The following is a 16332-nucleotide window of genomic DNA, read 5'->3' on the forward strand; positions in this document are numbered from 1 at the left end:
CGTCAGTCGCCGCCGATCAGCCCCTTCATGACGAACCTCTCGACCGCGTCCGTGACGGGCAGCTCGCGCAGATCGCCCTCGGCGTCGCGATAATCGTAGGCCGCATCGTCGGGCTCGAAGCCGCCGAACACCCGGATCCGGTGCTCCCTGCCGGCCGGCGCGAACGACTGCCACCCCGCGCGGTCGAACGCGACTTCCACCTCCTCGCCGTCGCGCTCGACCCGTCGTGCGGGGTAGCGCTCGACCTCCCGGTTCAGCGCGTAGAAGCTCCCCTCGTGGATCGATTCGGCCCGATCCGGCACCTCGAACCGGACGACCAAGTCGTCGTCGACCAGCGAGACGTCCGTCGACTCGCCGACGTCGGCGTCGACCCGGAGGATGCGCTCTTCGATCCGCGGGGCGACGCGGCCGCGGTTCTCGACGTACTCCATGACGGCGGGACCGAGTCCCGCGTCGGTTTCTCTCAGGACCTCGTTGTCCCGGAACGACTCGTAGCCCAGCGCCGTCTCCTTGACGTAACCCGTCGTCCCGACGGTGTAGAGCCCCTCGGGGTCGAGTTCCTCGCCCGCGACGTAGACCTCGCCGACCGAGGGCTCGTCGTGGCCGCTCCACTCGTAGCTCAGCCCGCCGACCTGCTGGCGCTGGCGCGCGCCGAAGGGGTCCTCGGGGAGGTAGTCGATCCGTCCCTCCAGCGCCTCACGTATCTGCTGGCCGGTCGCCTCGAAGGCCATCAGCGTGTCGGTAAACGGCATGACCTGCAGGACGTCCCTCGTCGTGAGCGTGCCCGGGCCGTAGGTGTTGTCGGTGCGGATCCGACCGGCGGTCTGGAGGGCGATCTCGGCGTCGACGGTCTCGCGGATCGCGTCGGTGATGAGGTTGCCCAGTCGGCTCTCGCGGCCGTTGGTGACGGTTCCGTCGGCGTCGAGTTCGACCGCCGTCTCGCCGACCTCCCGCGAGAGTCGCTCGTGGAGGTCCGCGTACTGGACGCGCATCCGGGCGTCGAACGCCGGATCGGGCTCGACCGTCTCGTCGAGGTCGATGCGCTTCCACTCGACGAGTTCGCCCGCCGAATCCAACGTCATCACGCCCAGATGGGCGTAGGCGTAGCCGATCTCGCTGATGACGGTTCCCTCGTGGACCTCGGCCTCGTCGAACGTGATGTGCGAGTGCGAGCCGAAGATGGCGTCGAGCCCGTCGACGGCCTCCGCGATCTCGTAGTGGGTGTCGTGGGCGACGTGGGAGGCCAGCACGATCACGTCCGCGCCCTCCGCTTCGAGGGTCTCGACCATCTCCCGTGAGACCTCGACGGGGTCGCCGGCCTCGTAGGCCTCGGGGTAGTCCGTGATGTTGTGAAATCCCCTGACGACGACGTTGAACACCCCCAGTGTGAGGTCGCCGATCTCGATGGTCCGCCAGCGCTCGGTCCCCGGGATGGGATCGCCCTCCTGGGTCGAGAGCGCGGAGTTGATCCACGGGAACTCGCTGGACTCGAAGCGCTCGGTCGCGGTCTCGACGCCGTAGTCGAAGTCGTGGTTGCCCACGCCCGCAGCGGCGATGTCGAGTTCGTTCATGAACGCCACGTTGTGGGTCCCCTTCGTGAAAAACGAGATCGGCGAGGAGCCAAGTTCGTCGCCGCTCGTGAGGAAGACGGCGTCGTCGTGGGCGGCGAGCTGTTCGTCTATCACCGTTCGGTACCGGGCGATGTTGGGCCCGTCAAGCGGGCCGATGCCGCTGTGGGTGTGCAGGTCGTGGACGATGGTCACGGTATCGCCCTCTGTTTCCGCCTCCGACTGCGCACCGGCCCGGCCCGCAAGCGCCGTCCCCGCGAGGCCGGCGGCCGACGCGGCGAGCATCGTCCGTCGCGTGGTCCGCCCGCGCTTGCGAACCGTACTGCGCTCGCGGGCGGGCTCGCCGCGCCGTCGCGCCTCGCCGTGGCCCCGCCCACAGTCGTCTGTCATCGTCCTCGGATTCGGGTGCGAGCCACTAGTAGTTCCCGGCCGAGTTCAGTACAGGACGTGTTCGGTGTCGTACGAGCCGAGCCAGCGCACCCACCCCTTGCGCGCGATCGATTCGACGCGCTCGAAGGCCCGCTCGGTGCGCCCCTCGTACATGCCGGCCTCACAATCGATATGAAAGAGGTAGTCCCCGAGGCGCTCGCCGCTGGGGCGCGATTCGATCCGCGAGAGATTGATGTCCTCGTCGGCGAAGGCCTCCAGCAGTTCCAGGAGGAGTCCGGGGTAGTTCTCGCTCGGGTAGACGACGAAGGAGGACTTCCCGCCGGCTTTCGAGCGCTCGTCGGTGGGTGCGACGACGAGAAAGCGCGTCGCGTTCGAGTCCCGATCCTGAATGTCTTCGGCGAGGATCCGCAACTCGGTGCCGTTGCTCGCGTTGTCCGGGTGGCCGATCGCCGCCACTGAGGGGTCCTCGCGGGCGAGTTCGACCCCGCGGGCGGTGCTCGCGACCGGTTCGAGGTCGACGTCGGGGTACTCCGCCTCGAGGAACTCCCGACACTGCGCGAGCGCCTGCGAGTGGCTCGCGACGGTGACAAACTCCCCGCTTTGGGCGAGCAGCGCGTGGCGGATCGGCGTGACGATCTCCCTGACGACGCCTATTTCGAACTCCGCGAGCGCGTCGAGGCTCTCGGTGACGCTGCCCTCGATGCTGTTCTCGATAGGGATCACGCCCCGATCCGCGCTCGTGGTCGCGACCGCCTCGACGATCCCCGTGACCGATTCGCGGAAGTCGACGTCCTCGGCGACGGCGCTCGCCGCCCGGTGTGAGTAGGTTCCGGCCGGCCCCAGCGTGACTGCTCTCATGGGGCGCGGTTTCGCGCTCATGGGCAAAAGGCCTCGGGTGCGAGCGTGGATCCGGTGGATCCGAGTACTTACGGTCCCCGATCGGGTGGGTCGTACCATGGCGGAGTTCACCGACGTGACGCGCCGATCCCTCCTGCGGGCGACGGGGGCGGGGCTGGCGCTCTCGGTTGCGGGCTGTCTCAGCGGCGACGAGGGCGAGACCCCGCCGGGCGACACCGACCCCGAGTCGATCGAGCGCGGCGGTCGATTCACCGTCGGTCTGTCCGACGACCTCGGGGCGCTGAACGTGCTGACCGCGAGTTCGGCCCCCACGAACGCGCTGCTCGACCTCCTCTATCAGCCGGGCGTTCTCGTCGACCCCGACGGTTTCGAGGCGATGCCGTGGGTCTTTCCCGACTGGGACGCCCGGGAGACGACCGATGGGATGGAGGTCCGCTTCAGCGTCCGCGAGGACCTCCGGTGGACCGACGGCGAGCCCCTGACCGTCGAGGACGTCCGTTTCACCTACGAGTACTACGTGGACCGGGGACCGGGGCGCGTTCGATCCGTGGTCGACCCCATCGAGTCGATCGGGGAGGCCACGGGCGAGTACGACCTCGCGCTGTCGCTCGACCGGGTTGTCGGGACCTACGCGAGCGAACAGCTCTCGTTGCGGTTGTTGCCCCAACACGTCTGGCGCGACGTCGACGATCACACCGCCCACGACCCCGAGGCACCCGTCGGACTCGGACCGGGCCGCGTCGTCTCCGGCGACCGCGAAACCGGTTTCGAACTCTCGCTCGTGGACGACTGGCCGCTCACCCGACAGGACTGGATCGAGGACCACCCCCTGTTCATCCACGGCGGCCCCTTCCTCGACTCACTGGAAGTCCGCCTTCTCGCCAACCGGGACGCGCTCCACCGCGAACTCCTCGGGGGCGGGATCGACGCGATGGACGACGGCGGGTTCGACCCCGCCCAAGCGCCGGCGATCGACGAGCGGGAGGGACTGGGGCTGATCGACGGCCACGACGACGGCTACAGCCACTACACGATCAACATGCGGGTCCCCCCGCTCGACGACCGGGCGTTCAGACAGGCCCTGAGCATGGCGATGGATCGCCGCCGGTGGGTCGAGGGGATGATGCGGGGCTACGCGATCCCCGGCAGCGTCGTCGTGCCGCCGGGGTTCGAGCACCTCCGTCCGGAGGCGAGCGCCGGCGAACCCATCCAGGGCTCGCCCGACGAGGGCGCCCACCCGGCCCTGGAGGCGCTGTGGTTCCGCGAGGAGGAAGACGGCGACCTCGACGTCGCGGCGGTCCGCGACTTCCTCGAATCGGGCTCGATCGTCTCGGGTGCGGCGGGAACCTACGCCGGTCGCGAGTATCCCGGGAGCCTGACGGGAATCGACGTGGCCGACCGGACCGGGGCGACCTACGACTACGGGTTCGGCGCGGTCCGGTCGAGCGTGCTCGAGGAGGCCGGGATCGACCGGGAGCTCTACGTCGACGGGCGGACCGTCGAGGAGCTGAACGGGGGGCCGATTACGATGCTCAGCGTCCCCCCGGACGCGAATCCGCGGGCGGTCGAGTTCACCCAGGAGTACGTCCGGAACGTCCGTCTGCTGGGGATCCCGATCGAACTGGAGGTCGCCACCGCGAACTCGATCGCCGACCGGGCGTATCTCGAGGCCGACTTCGATATCTACCCCGGGGAGTGGGCCGGCCTCTCGGCGGACGGGGTCTCCTCTCTCTACGACCTGTTTCACAGCGACAACGCCCACGCCGAGGACTCGACGTTCGATACCTTCGGGTACAACGCCGCAGGCTACGGGCTCGCGGGCCTGCCGGGGGCCGACCGCGCCATCGAGGAGGCCCGCGGCGAACTCGATCCGACACGGCGTGCCGAACTCGTCCGCGAGGTCGCAGAACGGATCTACCTCGACGCGCCGACGCTCGTTCGCTCCTATCGCTGGCCCCAGTGGCCGGTCAACACCGCCGACTTCGCGGGCTTTCTGCCCTCGATTCCCGGCCTCGGCAGTTCGAACCTCTGGATGCAGGCGCTCACCGTCCACCGGCGCTGACCACCCTTCCCACACCGTCTCGGCTCTCGCTTCAGAGCTTCAGCGGTTCAGCGTGTGGATCGCGTGGCCCAGCGCGTTCTCGGCGGCCTCGTGGACCGCCTCCGAGAGCGTCGGGTGGGTGTGGATCGTCGCCGCCACGTCCTCGAGGGTCGCGCCGAGTTCGATCGCGAGGCCGACCTCCGCGATCAACTCGGAGGCCTCGGGGCCGACGATCTGCCCGCCCAGCAGAAAGCCGCTCTCCGAATCGGCGACGATCCGGACGAACCCGTCGGTGTGGCCGGTGGTGAGCGCCCGCCCGCTGGCGCGAAACGGCATCTGGCCGACCGCGGGTTCGAAGCCCGCTTCTTCGGCTTCGGTCTCGGTCATTCCCACCGTTCCTATCTCGGGCTCGGTAAAGACGGCCGCGGGGACCGCTTGGTAGTCCAGCGCGCTCGGCTCGCCCGCGATGACCTCCGCGGCGACCTGTCCCTCTTTCATTCCCTTGTGGGCGAGCATCGGCTCGCCGGCGACATCGCCGACTGCGAAGACATGCTCCAGGTCCGTCCGTGCGCGGTCGTCGGTCGCGAGGAAGCCGCCCTCGTCGGGCTCTATTCCTACTGCCTCCAGATTGAGGGTGTCCGTCACCGGCTGGCGGCCGACGGCCACGAGCGCCTTCTCGCAGGCGTAGCTCGCCTCCTCACCGTCCTCGGTCTCCGTGGTGACGCTCATCCCATCCCCCGTCTCCTCCCACCCGCTCGCGGCCTCGCCGAGGCGGATCTCCACGCCGAGGTCCTCCATGTTGTCGACGACGGGTTTCGCGAGGTCGTCGGCGTAGCCCGTCAGCGCCTCCTCGAGCATCTCGACGACCGTCACGTCGGTGCCGAGTTTCGCGAAGACGCCCGCCAGTTCCATCCCGATGTAGCCCGCGCCGATGATCACCAGCGAGTCGGGGACCGACTCGAGCGCGAGGGCGTCACGGGAGCTCAGGATCCGCTCGCCGTCGAACTCGAAGCCGGGGATCTCGATCGGTCTCGAACCCGTCGCGACGACCGCGTGTTCGAACTCGATCGATTCCGAGCCCTGCCCGTCGCCGCCGTGGGCGACCCTCGCTCTGTTCTCGCCGTCGAACTCCGCACGCCCTTCGACGAGGTTCACGCCGTTGGCTTTACAGAGCTTCTCGACGCCGCCCGTGAGCTGGGAGACGACGCCGTCTTTCCACTCCATCATCCCGCCCATGTCGATGGCGGGGTCGGCGTGGATGCCCATCCCCTCTGCGTTTCCGGCCTCGTGGGCGACCCCCGTTGCCGTGATGAGCGCCTTCGAGGGGATGCAGCCGTGGTTCAGACAGGTCCCTCCATACGATTCCTTCTCGACGAGGGTCACGTCCAGATCGAGCTGTCCCGCCCGAATGGCGGCCACGTACCCGCCCGGTCCTGCGCCGATCACCAGTACGTCCGTGCCAGTTGCGATGTCTCCGACGACCATTGTTATTCTAGTAGCAGCAGCGTTGGGTTCTCAAGGTACTCTATCACGCGGTTCGCGAACGCCGCGGCCTCTGCGCCGTCGATCACCCGGTGATCGATCGACAGCGACAGCGGCAGGGTGTGGGCGGCCCGAACGTCGTTATCCTCGACCACCGGCCGTTCGGTCAGCTCGCCCAGCCCCAGGATTGCGACCTCGGGGTGGTTAATGATCGGGGTGGCGTATTCGCCGCCGATCGCCCCGAAGTTCGTGATCGTGAACGTCCCGCCCTGCATCTCCTCCCGGGTTATCGAGCGCTCGCGGGCCTTCTGAGCCAGTTCGTTCACTTCCGAGGCGAGTTGCAGGATCCCCTTCTCGTCGACGTTTCTCACCACCGGCACCATCAGTCCCGCGTCGGTGGCGACGGCGATCCCGACGTTGTAGTAGTGCTTGACGACGATCTCCTCGCTCTCTTCGTCGAGGGCGGCGTTCATCTCGGGGAACTCCTTCAGCGCCGCGACCAGCGCTTTCATCATGAACGGCATATATGTGAGCCGAACGCCCCGTTCCTCCGCGCGGGCTCTGAGGTCCGATCGCGTCTCGACCAGCCCCTCAACCTCGGCGGTGTCGTGGTGGGTGACGTGGGGCGCCGTGAACTTCGAGTTGGCCATCTGACGGCCGATCGTCCGGCGGATCCCCCGGTAGGGGACCCGTTCCTCGCGCTCTTCGGACCCGCTCGGCTCCTCGGCGGCGACCGCCTCGGCGTCGGCGGCTTGGGCCGCCCGTTGGGCTTCGGCGTATTCCCGGACCGCCTCGGGCGTGACGAAGGCCTCGCCGTCGCGCTCCTCGCTCGCGGGCACCCGGTTCAGGTCGACGCTCTCCTCCTCGGCGAGCCGTCGGGTCGCGGGCGCGGCCAGTGTCCGCTCGCGGTCGGCGGATTCGCGACCCGCCGTGCCGGACTGCGGGGCAGGCTCGCCGCCGGCGTCGCTTTCGCTCTCTCCCGTCCGCCGAGTCGCGGATTCGAGCCCCTCGTCGAGCTGTTTCGGTCCCTCAGTGCCTGTTTCGCCTTCTCCTTTCGCGGCCTCGCGCACGTCGCCCTCTGTGACTCGGCCGCTCGGGCCCGACCCGGGGACGCTCGCGATGTCGACGCCGAGTTCGCGGGCGAGGCGGCGGACGTTCGGCGGGGCGAAAGTCCGCCCTGCGGACGTTTCGACTGCTTCGCTCTTTCCGTCGCCGATGTCGGCGGGCTCCTCGCTGACCCGTTCCTGAGACTCGGTCGGTTCCTCGGTGTCGGCGCTCTCGGTCGTTCCTTCCTCCTCGCTTTCGTCCTCGCCCTCGACCGCGAAGGTGATAATCACGGTCCCCACGGGAACGACCTCGCCCTCGTCGGCGCGGATCTCCTTTACCGATCCGTTGACCGGCGAGGGCACTTCGACCACTGCTTTGTCGGTTTCGACCTCCGCGACGGGTTGATCTTCCGTGACCTCGTCGCCCCCCGAGACCAGCCACCGAACGATCTCTCCCTCCGCGACGCCCTCGCCCACGTCGGGCAGTTTGAACTCGCGGACCATCAGAACTCGACGGCCTCCCTGATGCCCTCCTCGATGCGGGTGGATTCGGGCAGATAGTAGTCCTCGAGTGCGTACAGGGGAAATGGCGTGTCGAACCCGGTGATGCGCTTGACGGGCGCCTCCTGATAGACCAACGCCTCCTCCTGGATCGTGGCGGTGATCTCCGCACCCAATCCCGCTGTCTTGGGCGCTTCGTGGACCACGGCCGCCCGTCCGGTCTTCTTGAAGGAGTCGACGATTGCATCCTCGTCGAGCGGCGAGAGCGTTCGGAGGTCGACCACCTCCACGTCGATCTCTCCATCCAGGTTCTCCGCCGCGTCGAGGGTCGGACGGGTCATCGCGCCCCACGTGAACACCGAGACGTCCGAACCTTTACGCCGAACCGACGCCTCCCCCAGCGGAACCTCGTAGGACTCGTCGGGAACTTCCTCCCTGAACGCCCGGTAGATGAGTTTGGGTTCGAGAAAGACGACCGGGTCGGGGTCGCGGATCGCGCTCGTGAGCAGGCCCTTCGTGTCGTACGGCGTGCTCGGTATCACGACCTTGAGACCGGGCTCGTGAACGTAGAAGGCCTCCTTCGACTCCGAGTGGTGCTCGGGCGCGCGGATCCCGCCGCCGTACGGTGCTCGAAGCACCATCGGGCAGGTGAACCGTCCGCGAGAGCGCGTCCGGAGTCGCCCCATATGCGAGACGATCTGGTCGAACGCGGGGTACATAAAGCCCGAGAACTGGATCTCGGGGACGGGTTTCAGCCCGTAGGCAGCCATCCCGATCGCCGTGCCGACGATCCCCGATTCCGCGAGGGGGGTGTCGATCACGCGATCCTCGCCGAACTCGTCGAAGAGCCCTTCGGTTGCGCGGAAGACGCCGCCGTTCTTTCCGACGTCCTCGCCCATGACGAGCACGTCCTCGTCGGTTCGCATCTCTGCGGCCAGTCCGTCCCGTACCGCCTGTACCAGGGTCAGGTTCTGTGTCTCGCTCATTCAGTGGTCCTCCAACAGGGCCGCGTCGCCGTGTGTTTCGCGGATCGACCGGAACCACTCCAACTGCTCCTCCAGCCGTCCGGGCAGCTCCGCGTAGACGTCCGTGAACATCTCTTCGGGATCGGGCCGCTCGACCGCCTCGGCGGCCTCGATTGCGTCTGCGACCTCCTCTCCGACTTCGGCCTCGATCGCCTCGATGCCCTCCGCGTCGAGATAGCCGTGTTCGAGGAGGAACGTCTCCAGTCGCGGAATTGGATCCTTCTTTTTCCACTGCTCGACCTCGCCCTCCTCGCGGTAGACCGAGGGGTCGTCGGCGGTGGTGTGTGCGCCGAAGCGGTACTGGACCGCCTCGATCAGGGTCGGCCTGCGTTCGCCCTCGCCGGGCGATTTCGCCTTCTCGACTGCGTCGCGGGTGACTTTGTACACCGCGAGCGGGTCCATCCCATCGACCTGGACGCCCTCGAAGCCGTAGGCGCTGGCCTTGACCGCCAGCGTCTCGCTTGCGGTCTGTCGTTCCCTCGGTACGGAGATCGCCCACTGGTTGTTATTGCAGAAGAAGACGTTGGGCGTGTCGAACACCCCCGCGAAGTTCAGTCCCTCGTGGAAGTCGCCCTCGCTCGTAGCCCCGTCCCCGAAGTAACAGATCGCGGCGGTGTCCTCGCCTTTGAGCTTCGCGGCCCACGCGTAGCCGACGGCGTGGGGGATCTGGGAGGCGATCGGAACTGCGACGGTGAATATGTTGGCCTCCTCGGGGATCGCGTTGCCGTCCTCGTGGCCCATCCAGTAGAGCAGGGTCCGCTCCAGCGAGAGGCCGCGAACGAGGCCGGCGCCGTGTTCCCGGTAGCTCGGAAACAGCCAGTCCTCCTCGTCGAGCGCGTGTGCGCTCGCGACCTGTGCGCCCTCCTGACCCGATAACGGAGGATAGGTTCCCATTCGCCCCTGGCGCTGGAGGCTCACCGCCCGCTGGTCGAAATGGCGGGCCAGACGCATCTGGCGGTAGATCTCGACGGCCTCCTCGTCGCCGATATCGGGCACCTCCGCGTCCTTGAGGACCGACCCGTCGTCGGCGAGGACCTGTACGCGCGTCTCAGGGTCGCGCTCTACCGTACTCATGAATACACTCTCCGCAGCATGTCACAACCGTCTCCCGCTCGGGTTATAGGATTTTCGTAACGATCGTTCCCTGGTTTTATTTCTCCCGATACCGATAGACGATACGTGTGTCAGACGGTGACTCACCGGTCGAATTCCGACCCGCCCCCGATAAAAGAACACGTTCGGTCGGATCCGACCGCTCTCGAATCCGACCGCTATACGTTCGTGGGGAACCGCCCGCTCACCCGTCGGGGTCGTAGACCCAGACCATGTTGTTCTCGTGGCCCCGCAACGAACTGTCCTCGCCGATGACAACGCGGCCGTCGTCCATCACGACGATGTTGTCGGGGTTCGCGATCGTCGTCGAGGGGTCAAAGCCCTGTCTCGTGAACACGGTCTCGATCTTCTCCATGCCCCTGCCGACGACGCCCTCCTCGCTCTCCTTGGCGGGGTTGAACGAGCAGTCGGTACAGACGGTGCTCTTCGAATCGGGACGCGCGTCGTAGGGACAGCCCCCGCAGATGTTGGCGTTCGGGCCGCCGGTGACGACCGGCTCCATCCGGAGCAGGTCGTAGTCGTGTGCGGCAGTCCGCTTGCCACAGCGCTCTCCCTCGCCGTAGAGACGCATCCGGTAGACAACACCCCACTCGCCGCCGTTGACCTGAATGTGGTCCTCCTCGTCATGGAACTCCTCGTCGGCCTCGTCGTTGGGTAGGAACGTCTGGTTGGTCTCGGACATCGCGACGTAGGCGTGGTCGCCGATCTCGGCGTCCCGGCGGATGTTGACGCCCTCCATCTTGCGGAACTCGTCGGTCGCGCCGAGCGCGCCGGCCGCGCGGTTCGTCTCGAGGAAGGCGACCCGGTCGTCCTCGGCGTTCCCCGCTGCCCACCGCTCGACCTCCTCGTCGGTGATGTAGCTGGTCTCGCCCTCGGTGTAGTCGGCCTGGGTGACGTCGTCGTACTCGGCGATCCAGGACTCGATCTCCTCGTTGTCGGCGTGGCCGATTTCGATCCATTGGAGTTCGAATCCGACGTCCGCGGGGTCGCCCCCGACCGGGCCCTGTTGGATCGCCTTGGCGGCGTACAGCGTCCCAGACGAGAGGTCGCCCGCCTCGTCGGCGACGAACTTGTAGAACCCGCGTGCGGTGCCGTCCGAGGTGGTGTAGGCGGTCTTCTCGTCGGGCATCACGACCGCGTTCTCGTGGGTCGAACGCCCGAGCGCGAAGTGTTTGACCGGTGTCGGCTCCTCGATTGGGTTGGTGATCTCGACGATGTAGCCGTAGCGATACGGGTTGGGGTAGGCCTCCTCGTAGACGCCCTCGTCGTTGGGTTCATGGCCGAGGTACTTCGCGAGGCGTTCGACGTCCTCGATCCCGTCGTAAGCGGGGTCGTTCCAGCGGTCGGTGTCCGGGATGGAGTAGTTCTCCTCGGAGGTCAGCGGCGTGTTCCACGGCGAGACGGTGCCGAAACAGTTGACCCACGTTCCTTCGACGTCGCGGAAGTCGACGTTCTCGGCGTCGAGAACCTGCCACGGGCCCGTTCCCTCCGAGACGATGTGGATCCGGCTCATCATCCCGGGCCGGGTTTCCCAGTTCGTGAACAGATATCCCTCCTGGACGTCCCCGTCGTTTTCGACCGGGACATAGCCGTTGAAGTCGGGCCAGACCCCTTCGGTCAGATGCTCGCCGCCGGGCGTCTTTGGGACGCCGAGCCGTTCGTCATCGCCGATATAGGTGCCACCCTCCAGAATCGGCTGATACGAGCCCATCGCCGTCTGGACCATCCGGTCGTAGGACTCGGGCGTGCCGTCGCCGTCCCCGTAATCGTCGTCGTCGCCCGCCGGGATCTGAACGGAGGGGAAGTCCTTCGGCAGGTCGTTGATGTTCAGTCCCCGCACCCCGCCGACGATGCCGGGTTCGTCCTCGCCGTCCAGATCCGTGTCGGGGTGCTGGACGTTGAAGAAGAACCGTCCCTCGCGCGTGATGAACATCCCCGTCACCTCCGCGCCGATGATCGAGGTCGCGAAGCGGTTGAGCGTCGGCCCCCCCTCGTCGTGATCGTGACCCTCTCCCTCGCCCTTCGAACCGTCCGCACTGACGCCAGTCGTGCCGACTGCCGCAAGCGTCAGCACCTCTAATGCCCGCCGCCGTGTGAGTTCTGTCAGAACCATGCGTGTGGTATCTCGCGACACCCCCATTTTACTCTTATATTTGTACTATAATTTATATATTCTATTCCGGATCAGTATGTGCGATATATAGACGTTCCTCGGACGCCTCAAGGACGGGGTTAGTTCCCGGCGGCCCTGGCCTCGCGGCGAGCGTCCTCGACGCTCGCTCCCTCCCGCAGCACCGCTTCGACGAACAGCTCGCCGGCCTTGTACGACGAGCGGACCATCGGCCCCGACGCACAGTACAGAAAGCCCAATTCCGACTCGGCGACCCGCCGCCACGTCTCGTACTCGTGGGGGTGGACGTACCGGGAGACGTCGAGATGGCTCCGGGAGGGCTGGAGGTACTGGCCCAGCGTCACGACGTCGACCTCCGCCTCCCGGAGGTCCGAGAGCGTCTGGTAGATCTCATGACTATGCTCGCCGACGCCGAGCATCAGGCTCGTCTTCGTGTGGATCTCCGATTCGGCGCTGACCTGCTGAAGTACTGAGAGGCTCTGTTCGTAGTTCGCCCGGCGGTCACGCACGGGGAACTGCAGGCGCTCGACGGTCTCGATGTTGTGGGCGATCACGTCCGGTTCGGCGTCGACGATCTCTCTCACTAACTCGGGCTCGCCACGGAAATCGGGGATCAGCACCTCGACGAGGATGCCCGGATGGCGCGCTTTGATCTCGCGGATCGTCTCGGCGAAATGGCCCGCGCCCTGATCGGGCAGGTCGTCCCGATCCACGCTGGTGAGCACGACGTAATCGAGGCCGATCTCGGCGATCGCGCTCGCGACGTTCGCGGGCTCGTCCGGATCGAGGGGCTCCATTCCGCCGGTTTTCACGTCACAGAAGTTGCAGCCCCGTGAGCAGCGATCGCCCATCAGCATGAACGTGGCGGTCCCCCCGTCTCCGGACGCGCCGCCGCTCCAACACTCCCCGAGATTGGGACAGTTCGCCTCCTCACAGACGGTGTGGAGGTCGTGCTCGCGCAGGGTGCGTTTGATCCCGGCGAACTCCTGGCCAGACGGCGGGCGGGTCTTGAGCCAGTCGGGCTTGCGCGAGAGACTCATTGGCGCTAGTGGGGAGCGCCGGGGCAAAAACCTGCGGGGATCGTTCCTCCGAGCGGACTAGAAACGCCTTTCCTGTGCGGGACCTGGTGTCCGATAGATGCAGGTCGCCGAGGCGCTTCCCGAGTTCGCCGATGCCTTCCCCTTCGAGTCGTTCAACGCGATGCAACGCGAGGCACTGCCGGCGCTCGTCGAGGGCGACGAGAACGTCGTCGCGAGCGCGCCGACGGCATCCGGTAAAACGGCGCTCGCCGAACTCGCCATCTGCCGGACGCTCAAGGAGGGCGGCACCGCGCTGTTCATCGCGCCCATGCGCGCGCTCACCAACGAGAAGGAAGGCGAGTGGGAACGATTCGAGGCCCTCGGGTATTCGGTCTACGTCGTCACCGGCGAGCGCGACCTCAACCCCCGTCGGGCGCGCCGGGCAGACATCCTCGTGATGACCCCCGAGAAGGCCGATTCCGCCACGAGAAAACACGATTCTCGAAGATACGACTTCGTCACGGACATCGACTGCTGCGTGATCGACGAGGTCCACCTGCTGGATTCCGATCGCCGCGGCTCGGTACTGGAGGTGACGATCTCGCGGCTCCGACGGCTCTGTGATCCCAGAATCGTCGCGCTGTCGGCGACGATGCCCAACATCGAGGACGTCGCCGACTGGCTCGACGCCGGTCCCGAGACCACGTTCGCCTTCGGCGAGGAGTACCGCCCCGTCGATCTCCACGCCGACGTAAAGACCTACTCCCACGGCGAGAACTCGTTTGCCGACAAGTACCGCCGGCTCTACCGGGCGCTCGACCTCGCCGAGCCACATATCCGCGAGGACGGCCAGGCGCTCGTGTTCGTCGCCTCCCGCCAGGACACGGTGCAGGCGGCGAAGAAGGCCCGCGACGAACTGGTCGAACGCGACATTCCGGTGGGTGCACGCGGCGATTACGACTTCCACACCGAGACCCAGAAGTTGGAGAACAACACGCTTCGCCAGTCCGCCCTCGACGGCGTCGGGTTTCACCACGCCGGTCTCTCGAAGAACGACCGGGACCTGATCGAGGGGTGGTTCAAGGAGGGAAAGATCCAGCTGCTGTTTTCGACCTCCACCTTGGCGTGGGGCGTGAACCTCCCCGCTCGGTGTGTCGTGATCCGAGACACGAAGTACCACGACCCCCTCGAGGGCGAAGTGGACATGAGCCCGCTCGACGTCCTTCAGATGCTCGGGCGGGCCGGCCGTCCGGGCTACGACGACGTGGGATACGGCTGGGTGATCTGTGACCGCTCGGAGGCCGACCGGTATCGCCGCCTGCTCCGTGAGGGAAAGGAGATCGAATCGCGTCTCGCCGAGGATCTCGATGCCCACCTGAACGCCGAGGTCGCGATGGGGACGATCCGCGACCTGGAGGACGTGATGGAGTGGCTCGAAACGACGTTCTACTACGTACGCTCGCGGAGCAAACCCGACGAGTACGGGTTCGAGACGCTCCGCGAGCGTGTGCGTGACACCCTCGACTCGCTGGTCGAACGGGGTTTCCTCACGGTTGGCGAGGACCTCTCGGTCGGGACCACGCCGCTAGGAGTACTCGCCTCGAAGTACTACCTGCGCCTCTCGACGGCCGCCCGGTTTCACGACCTCGCGGCCCGCGAGGAGATCACTGAGGACGCGATCCTCGAAACGATAGCGCGAGCCAGCGAGTTCGACAGCGTCAGCGCCCGGCAATCGGAGCGTGACGCGATCGATGCGGCGCTCAGCGGGCGTGGGAGCGACCTCGACGCTGGCGAGCGCAAGGTGCTCGCCGTCCTTCGGGGGGCGATGACGAGTACGACTCCGAGCGAACTCTCGGGCGACGCGTGGGTGATCCGCCAGAACGCCCTCAGACTGCTCGCGGCCTTTCAGGCCTTCTGCCATCGGTTCGCGGACCCTCGAACGACGAACCTCGTGAGCCGGATCGAGGGCCGCGTCGAGTACGGGGTGAGCGACGACGCGGTGGGGCTGACGGCGATCTCGGGTGTCGGTCCCGGCCGGGCGAGCAAGCTCGCGAGCGAGGGTCTGACCTCGCCCGGTGACGTGCGGGCGGCGGGCGTCGAAGGGCTGGTCGACGCGGGTCTCACCGAGAGCGTCGCCGAGCGCGTGCTCGAAAACGCCAGTTCCCTACCTGTCGTCTCGATCGACTGGGGGGCGTTCCCCGAGACTATCGGTCAGGGGGAAAACGAGATGTGCGAGGTAACCGTCGAATCGACCGCGGGCGGGGCGAATGCCGCGGTCCGAGTCACAGTTAACGGGATAGAGATGACCGAAAGCGAGACCTTCCTCGGCTCGACGACGGTTCCAGTGGGGGTCTTCGGTGGGAACGCCGAGGAACTCACCTATACAGTCGAGGTGGTCTTTCCCGACCTGCCGCTCGAGCCCGTCGCCGAGAGCCGGTCAGTCCGCGTCCGATAGCGCGAGCAGTCGCTCGCGAAGCTTCTCGGGTCCTGAGACGACCTCGTCGGCCGCGGAGTGGTCGTGCTCGGCGTTGGTCGGCGTCTCGTAGGCGATCGTGTACGCACCGGCCGCGGCGGCGGCCTCGACGCCGTGTTCCGAATCCTCGACGACGATGCATTCCTCCGATGAGACGCCTAGCTCCGCCGCGGCGTGCTCGTAGATCGTCGGCTCGGGCTTTCCGGGCCCGTCGATGTCCTCGGCGCTTATGATCCCGTCGAACCCGTCGAGTTCGAACCGTTCGGTGACGAGGGAGATCCAGTCGGGCGGCGAGGAGGAGACGATGGCGGTTCGGACCCCGCGAACGTGAAGCGCCGCGAGCAGGTCACGAAATCCGGCCATGAGCTCGGCGTGTTCGGTGTAGATCTCCGACGCGATCGTCTCGAAGCGCTCGATGAACTCCGATCGCTCGACGAGAGTGGTGTAGTTCGAATCGAGGTACTCGTAGATCTCCTTGTAGTTCATTCCGGTGATCTCCGAAACAGGAACGTCCTCCTCGACGACCGCCGGCAGCAGCTCTTCTCGCTCGTGTTCGACCCAGTAGTCCTCCGAGTCGACGATCACGCCGTCCATGTCGAACAGCACGCAGTCCATACCCGACCTGCCGGCTCCCAGGGCATAGTCCTGCCGACCCCCGGGCGACCCGGACGAAGGTTCATATACG

The 16332-nt window shown here is 66.8% G+C and carries 11 protein-coding genes; 2 read left to right on the top strand and 9 right to left on the bottom strand.

The annotated features are described in order from the left end of the window. Positions 1-2 precede the first annotated feature (2 nt). Entirely contained in the window at positions 3-1958 is a 1956-nt protein-coding gene (locus HAPAU_RS04850; protein ID WP_066380254.1) for a bifunctional metallophosphatase/5'-nucleotidase, read from the bottom strand. Positions 1959-2003: 45 nt separating this feature from the next. Then, positions 2004-2816, bottom strand: coding sequence for a prephenate dehydratase (pheA, locus tag HAPAU_RS04855; protein WP_066380331.1), 813 nt, complete (start codon positions 2814-2816; stop codon positions 2004-2006). Positions 2817-2913: 97 nt separating this feature from the next. On the opposite strand from pheA, the gene HAPAU_RS04860 reads away from it, so the two are divergent. Further along, positions 2914-4878, top strand: a complete 1965-nt coding sequence (locus HAPAU_RS04860; protein WP_066380255.1) for an ABC transporter substrate-binding protein — start codon at positions 2914-2916, stop codon at positions 4876-4878. A 39-nt stretch (positions 4879-4917) separates the two neighbouring features. On the opposite strand, the gene lpdA is transcribed toward HAPAU_RS04860, so the two are convergent. The 6 genes from lpdA to lipA form a co-directional block, all read right to left on the bottom strand. Next, the gene (gene lpdA / locus HAPAU_RS04865) at positions 4918-6342 is read right to left on the bottom strand and encodes a dihydrolipoyl dehydrogenase (RefSeq protein WP_066380257.1); all 1425 of its coding nucleotides are present in this window, start codon (positions 6340-6342) and stop codon (positions 4918-4920) included. A 2-nt stretch (positions 6343-6344) separates the two neighbouring features. Beyond that, complete coding sequence (locus HAPAU_RS04870) at positions 6345-7889, bottom strand: dihydrolipoamide acetyltransferase family protein (RefSeq protein ID WP_066380259.1); 1545 nt, start codon at positions 7887-7889, stop codon at positions 6345-6347. Next, positions 7889-8872: an alpha-ketoacid dehydrogenase subunit beta gene (locus HAPAU_RS04875; RefSeq protein WP_066380261.1), complete on the bottom strand. Its 984-nt coding sequence runs from the start codon at positions 8870-8872 to the stop codon at positions 7889-7891. Before HAPAU_RS04875 ends, HAPAU_RS04870 begins: the two co-directional genes overlap by 1 nt. Further along, positions 8873-9985, bottom strand: coding sequence for a pyruvate dehydrogenase (acetyl-transferring) E1 component subunit alpha (gene pdhA, locus HAPAU_RS04880; protein ID WP_066380262.1), 1113 nt, complete (start codon positions 9983-9985; stop codon positions 8873-8875). 223 nt (positions 9986-10208) lie between these two features. Beyond that, complete coding sequence (locus HAPAU_RS04885; protein WP_245634030.1) at positions 10209-12137, bottom strand: alkaline phosphatase PhoX; 1929 nt, start codon at positions 12135-12137, stop codon at positions 10209-10211. A 119-nt stretch (positions 12138-12256) separates the two neighbouring features. Beyond that, positions 12257-13195, bottom strand: coding sequence for a lipoyl synthase (gene lipA, locus HAPAU_RS04890; protein ID WP_066380265.1), 939 nt, complete (start codon positions 13193-13195; stop codon positions 12257-12259). A gap of 97 nt (positions 13196-13292) precedes the next feature. On the opposite strand from lipA, the gene HAPAU_RS04895 reads away from it, so the two are divergent. Next, entirely contained in the window at positions 13293-15629 is a 2337-nt protein-coding gene (locus HAPAU_RS04895; protein ID WP_066380267.1) for a DEAD/DEAH box helicase, read from the top strand. Here the strand turns inward: HAPAU_RS04895 and HAPAU_RS04900 are convergent. After that, positions 15612-16262: an HAD family hydrolase gene (locus HAPAU_RS04900; protein ID WP_066380269.1), complete on the bottom strand. Its 651-nt coding sequence runs from the start codon at positions 16260-16262 to the stop codon at positions 15612-15614. The genes HAPAU_RS04895 and HAPAU_RS04900 overlap by 18 nt on opposite strands. Positions 16263-16332: the final 70 nt, after the last annotated feature.

Origin of the sequence: Halalkalicoccus paucihalophilus, from assembly GCF_001593955.1 — an archaeon.
In the GTDB taxonomy this organism is placed as follows: Archaea; Halobacteriota; Halobacteria; order Halobacteriales; family Halalkalicoccaceae; genus Halalkalicoccus; species Halalkalicoccus paucihalophilus.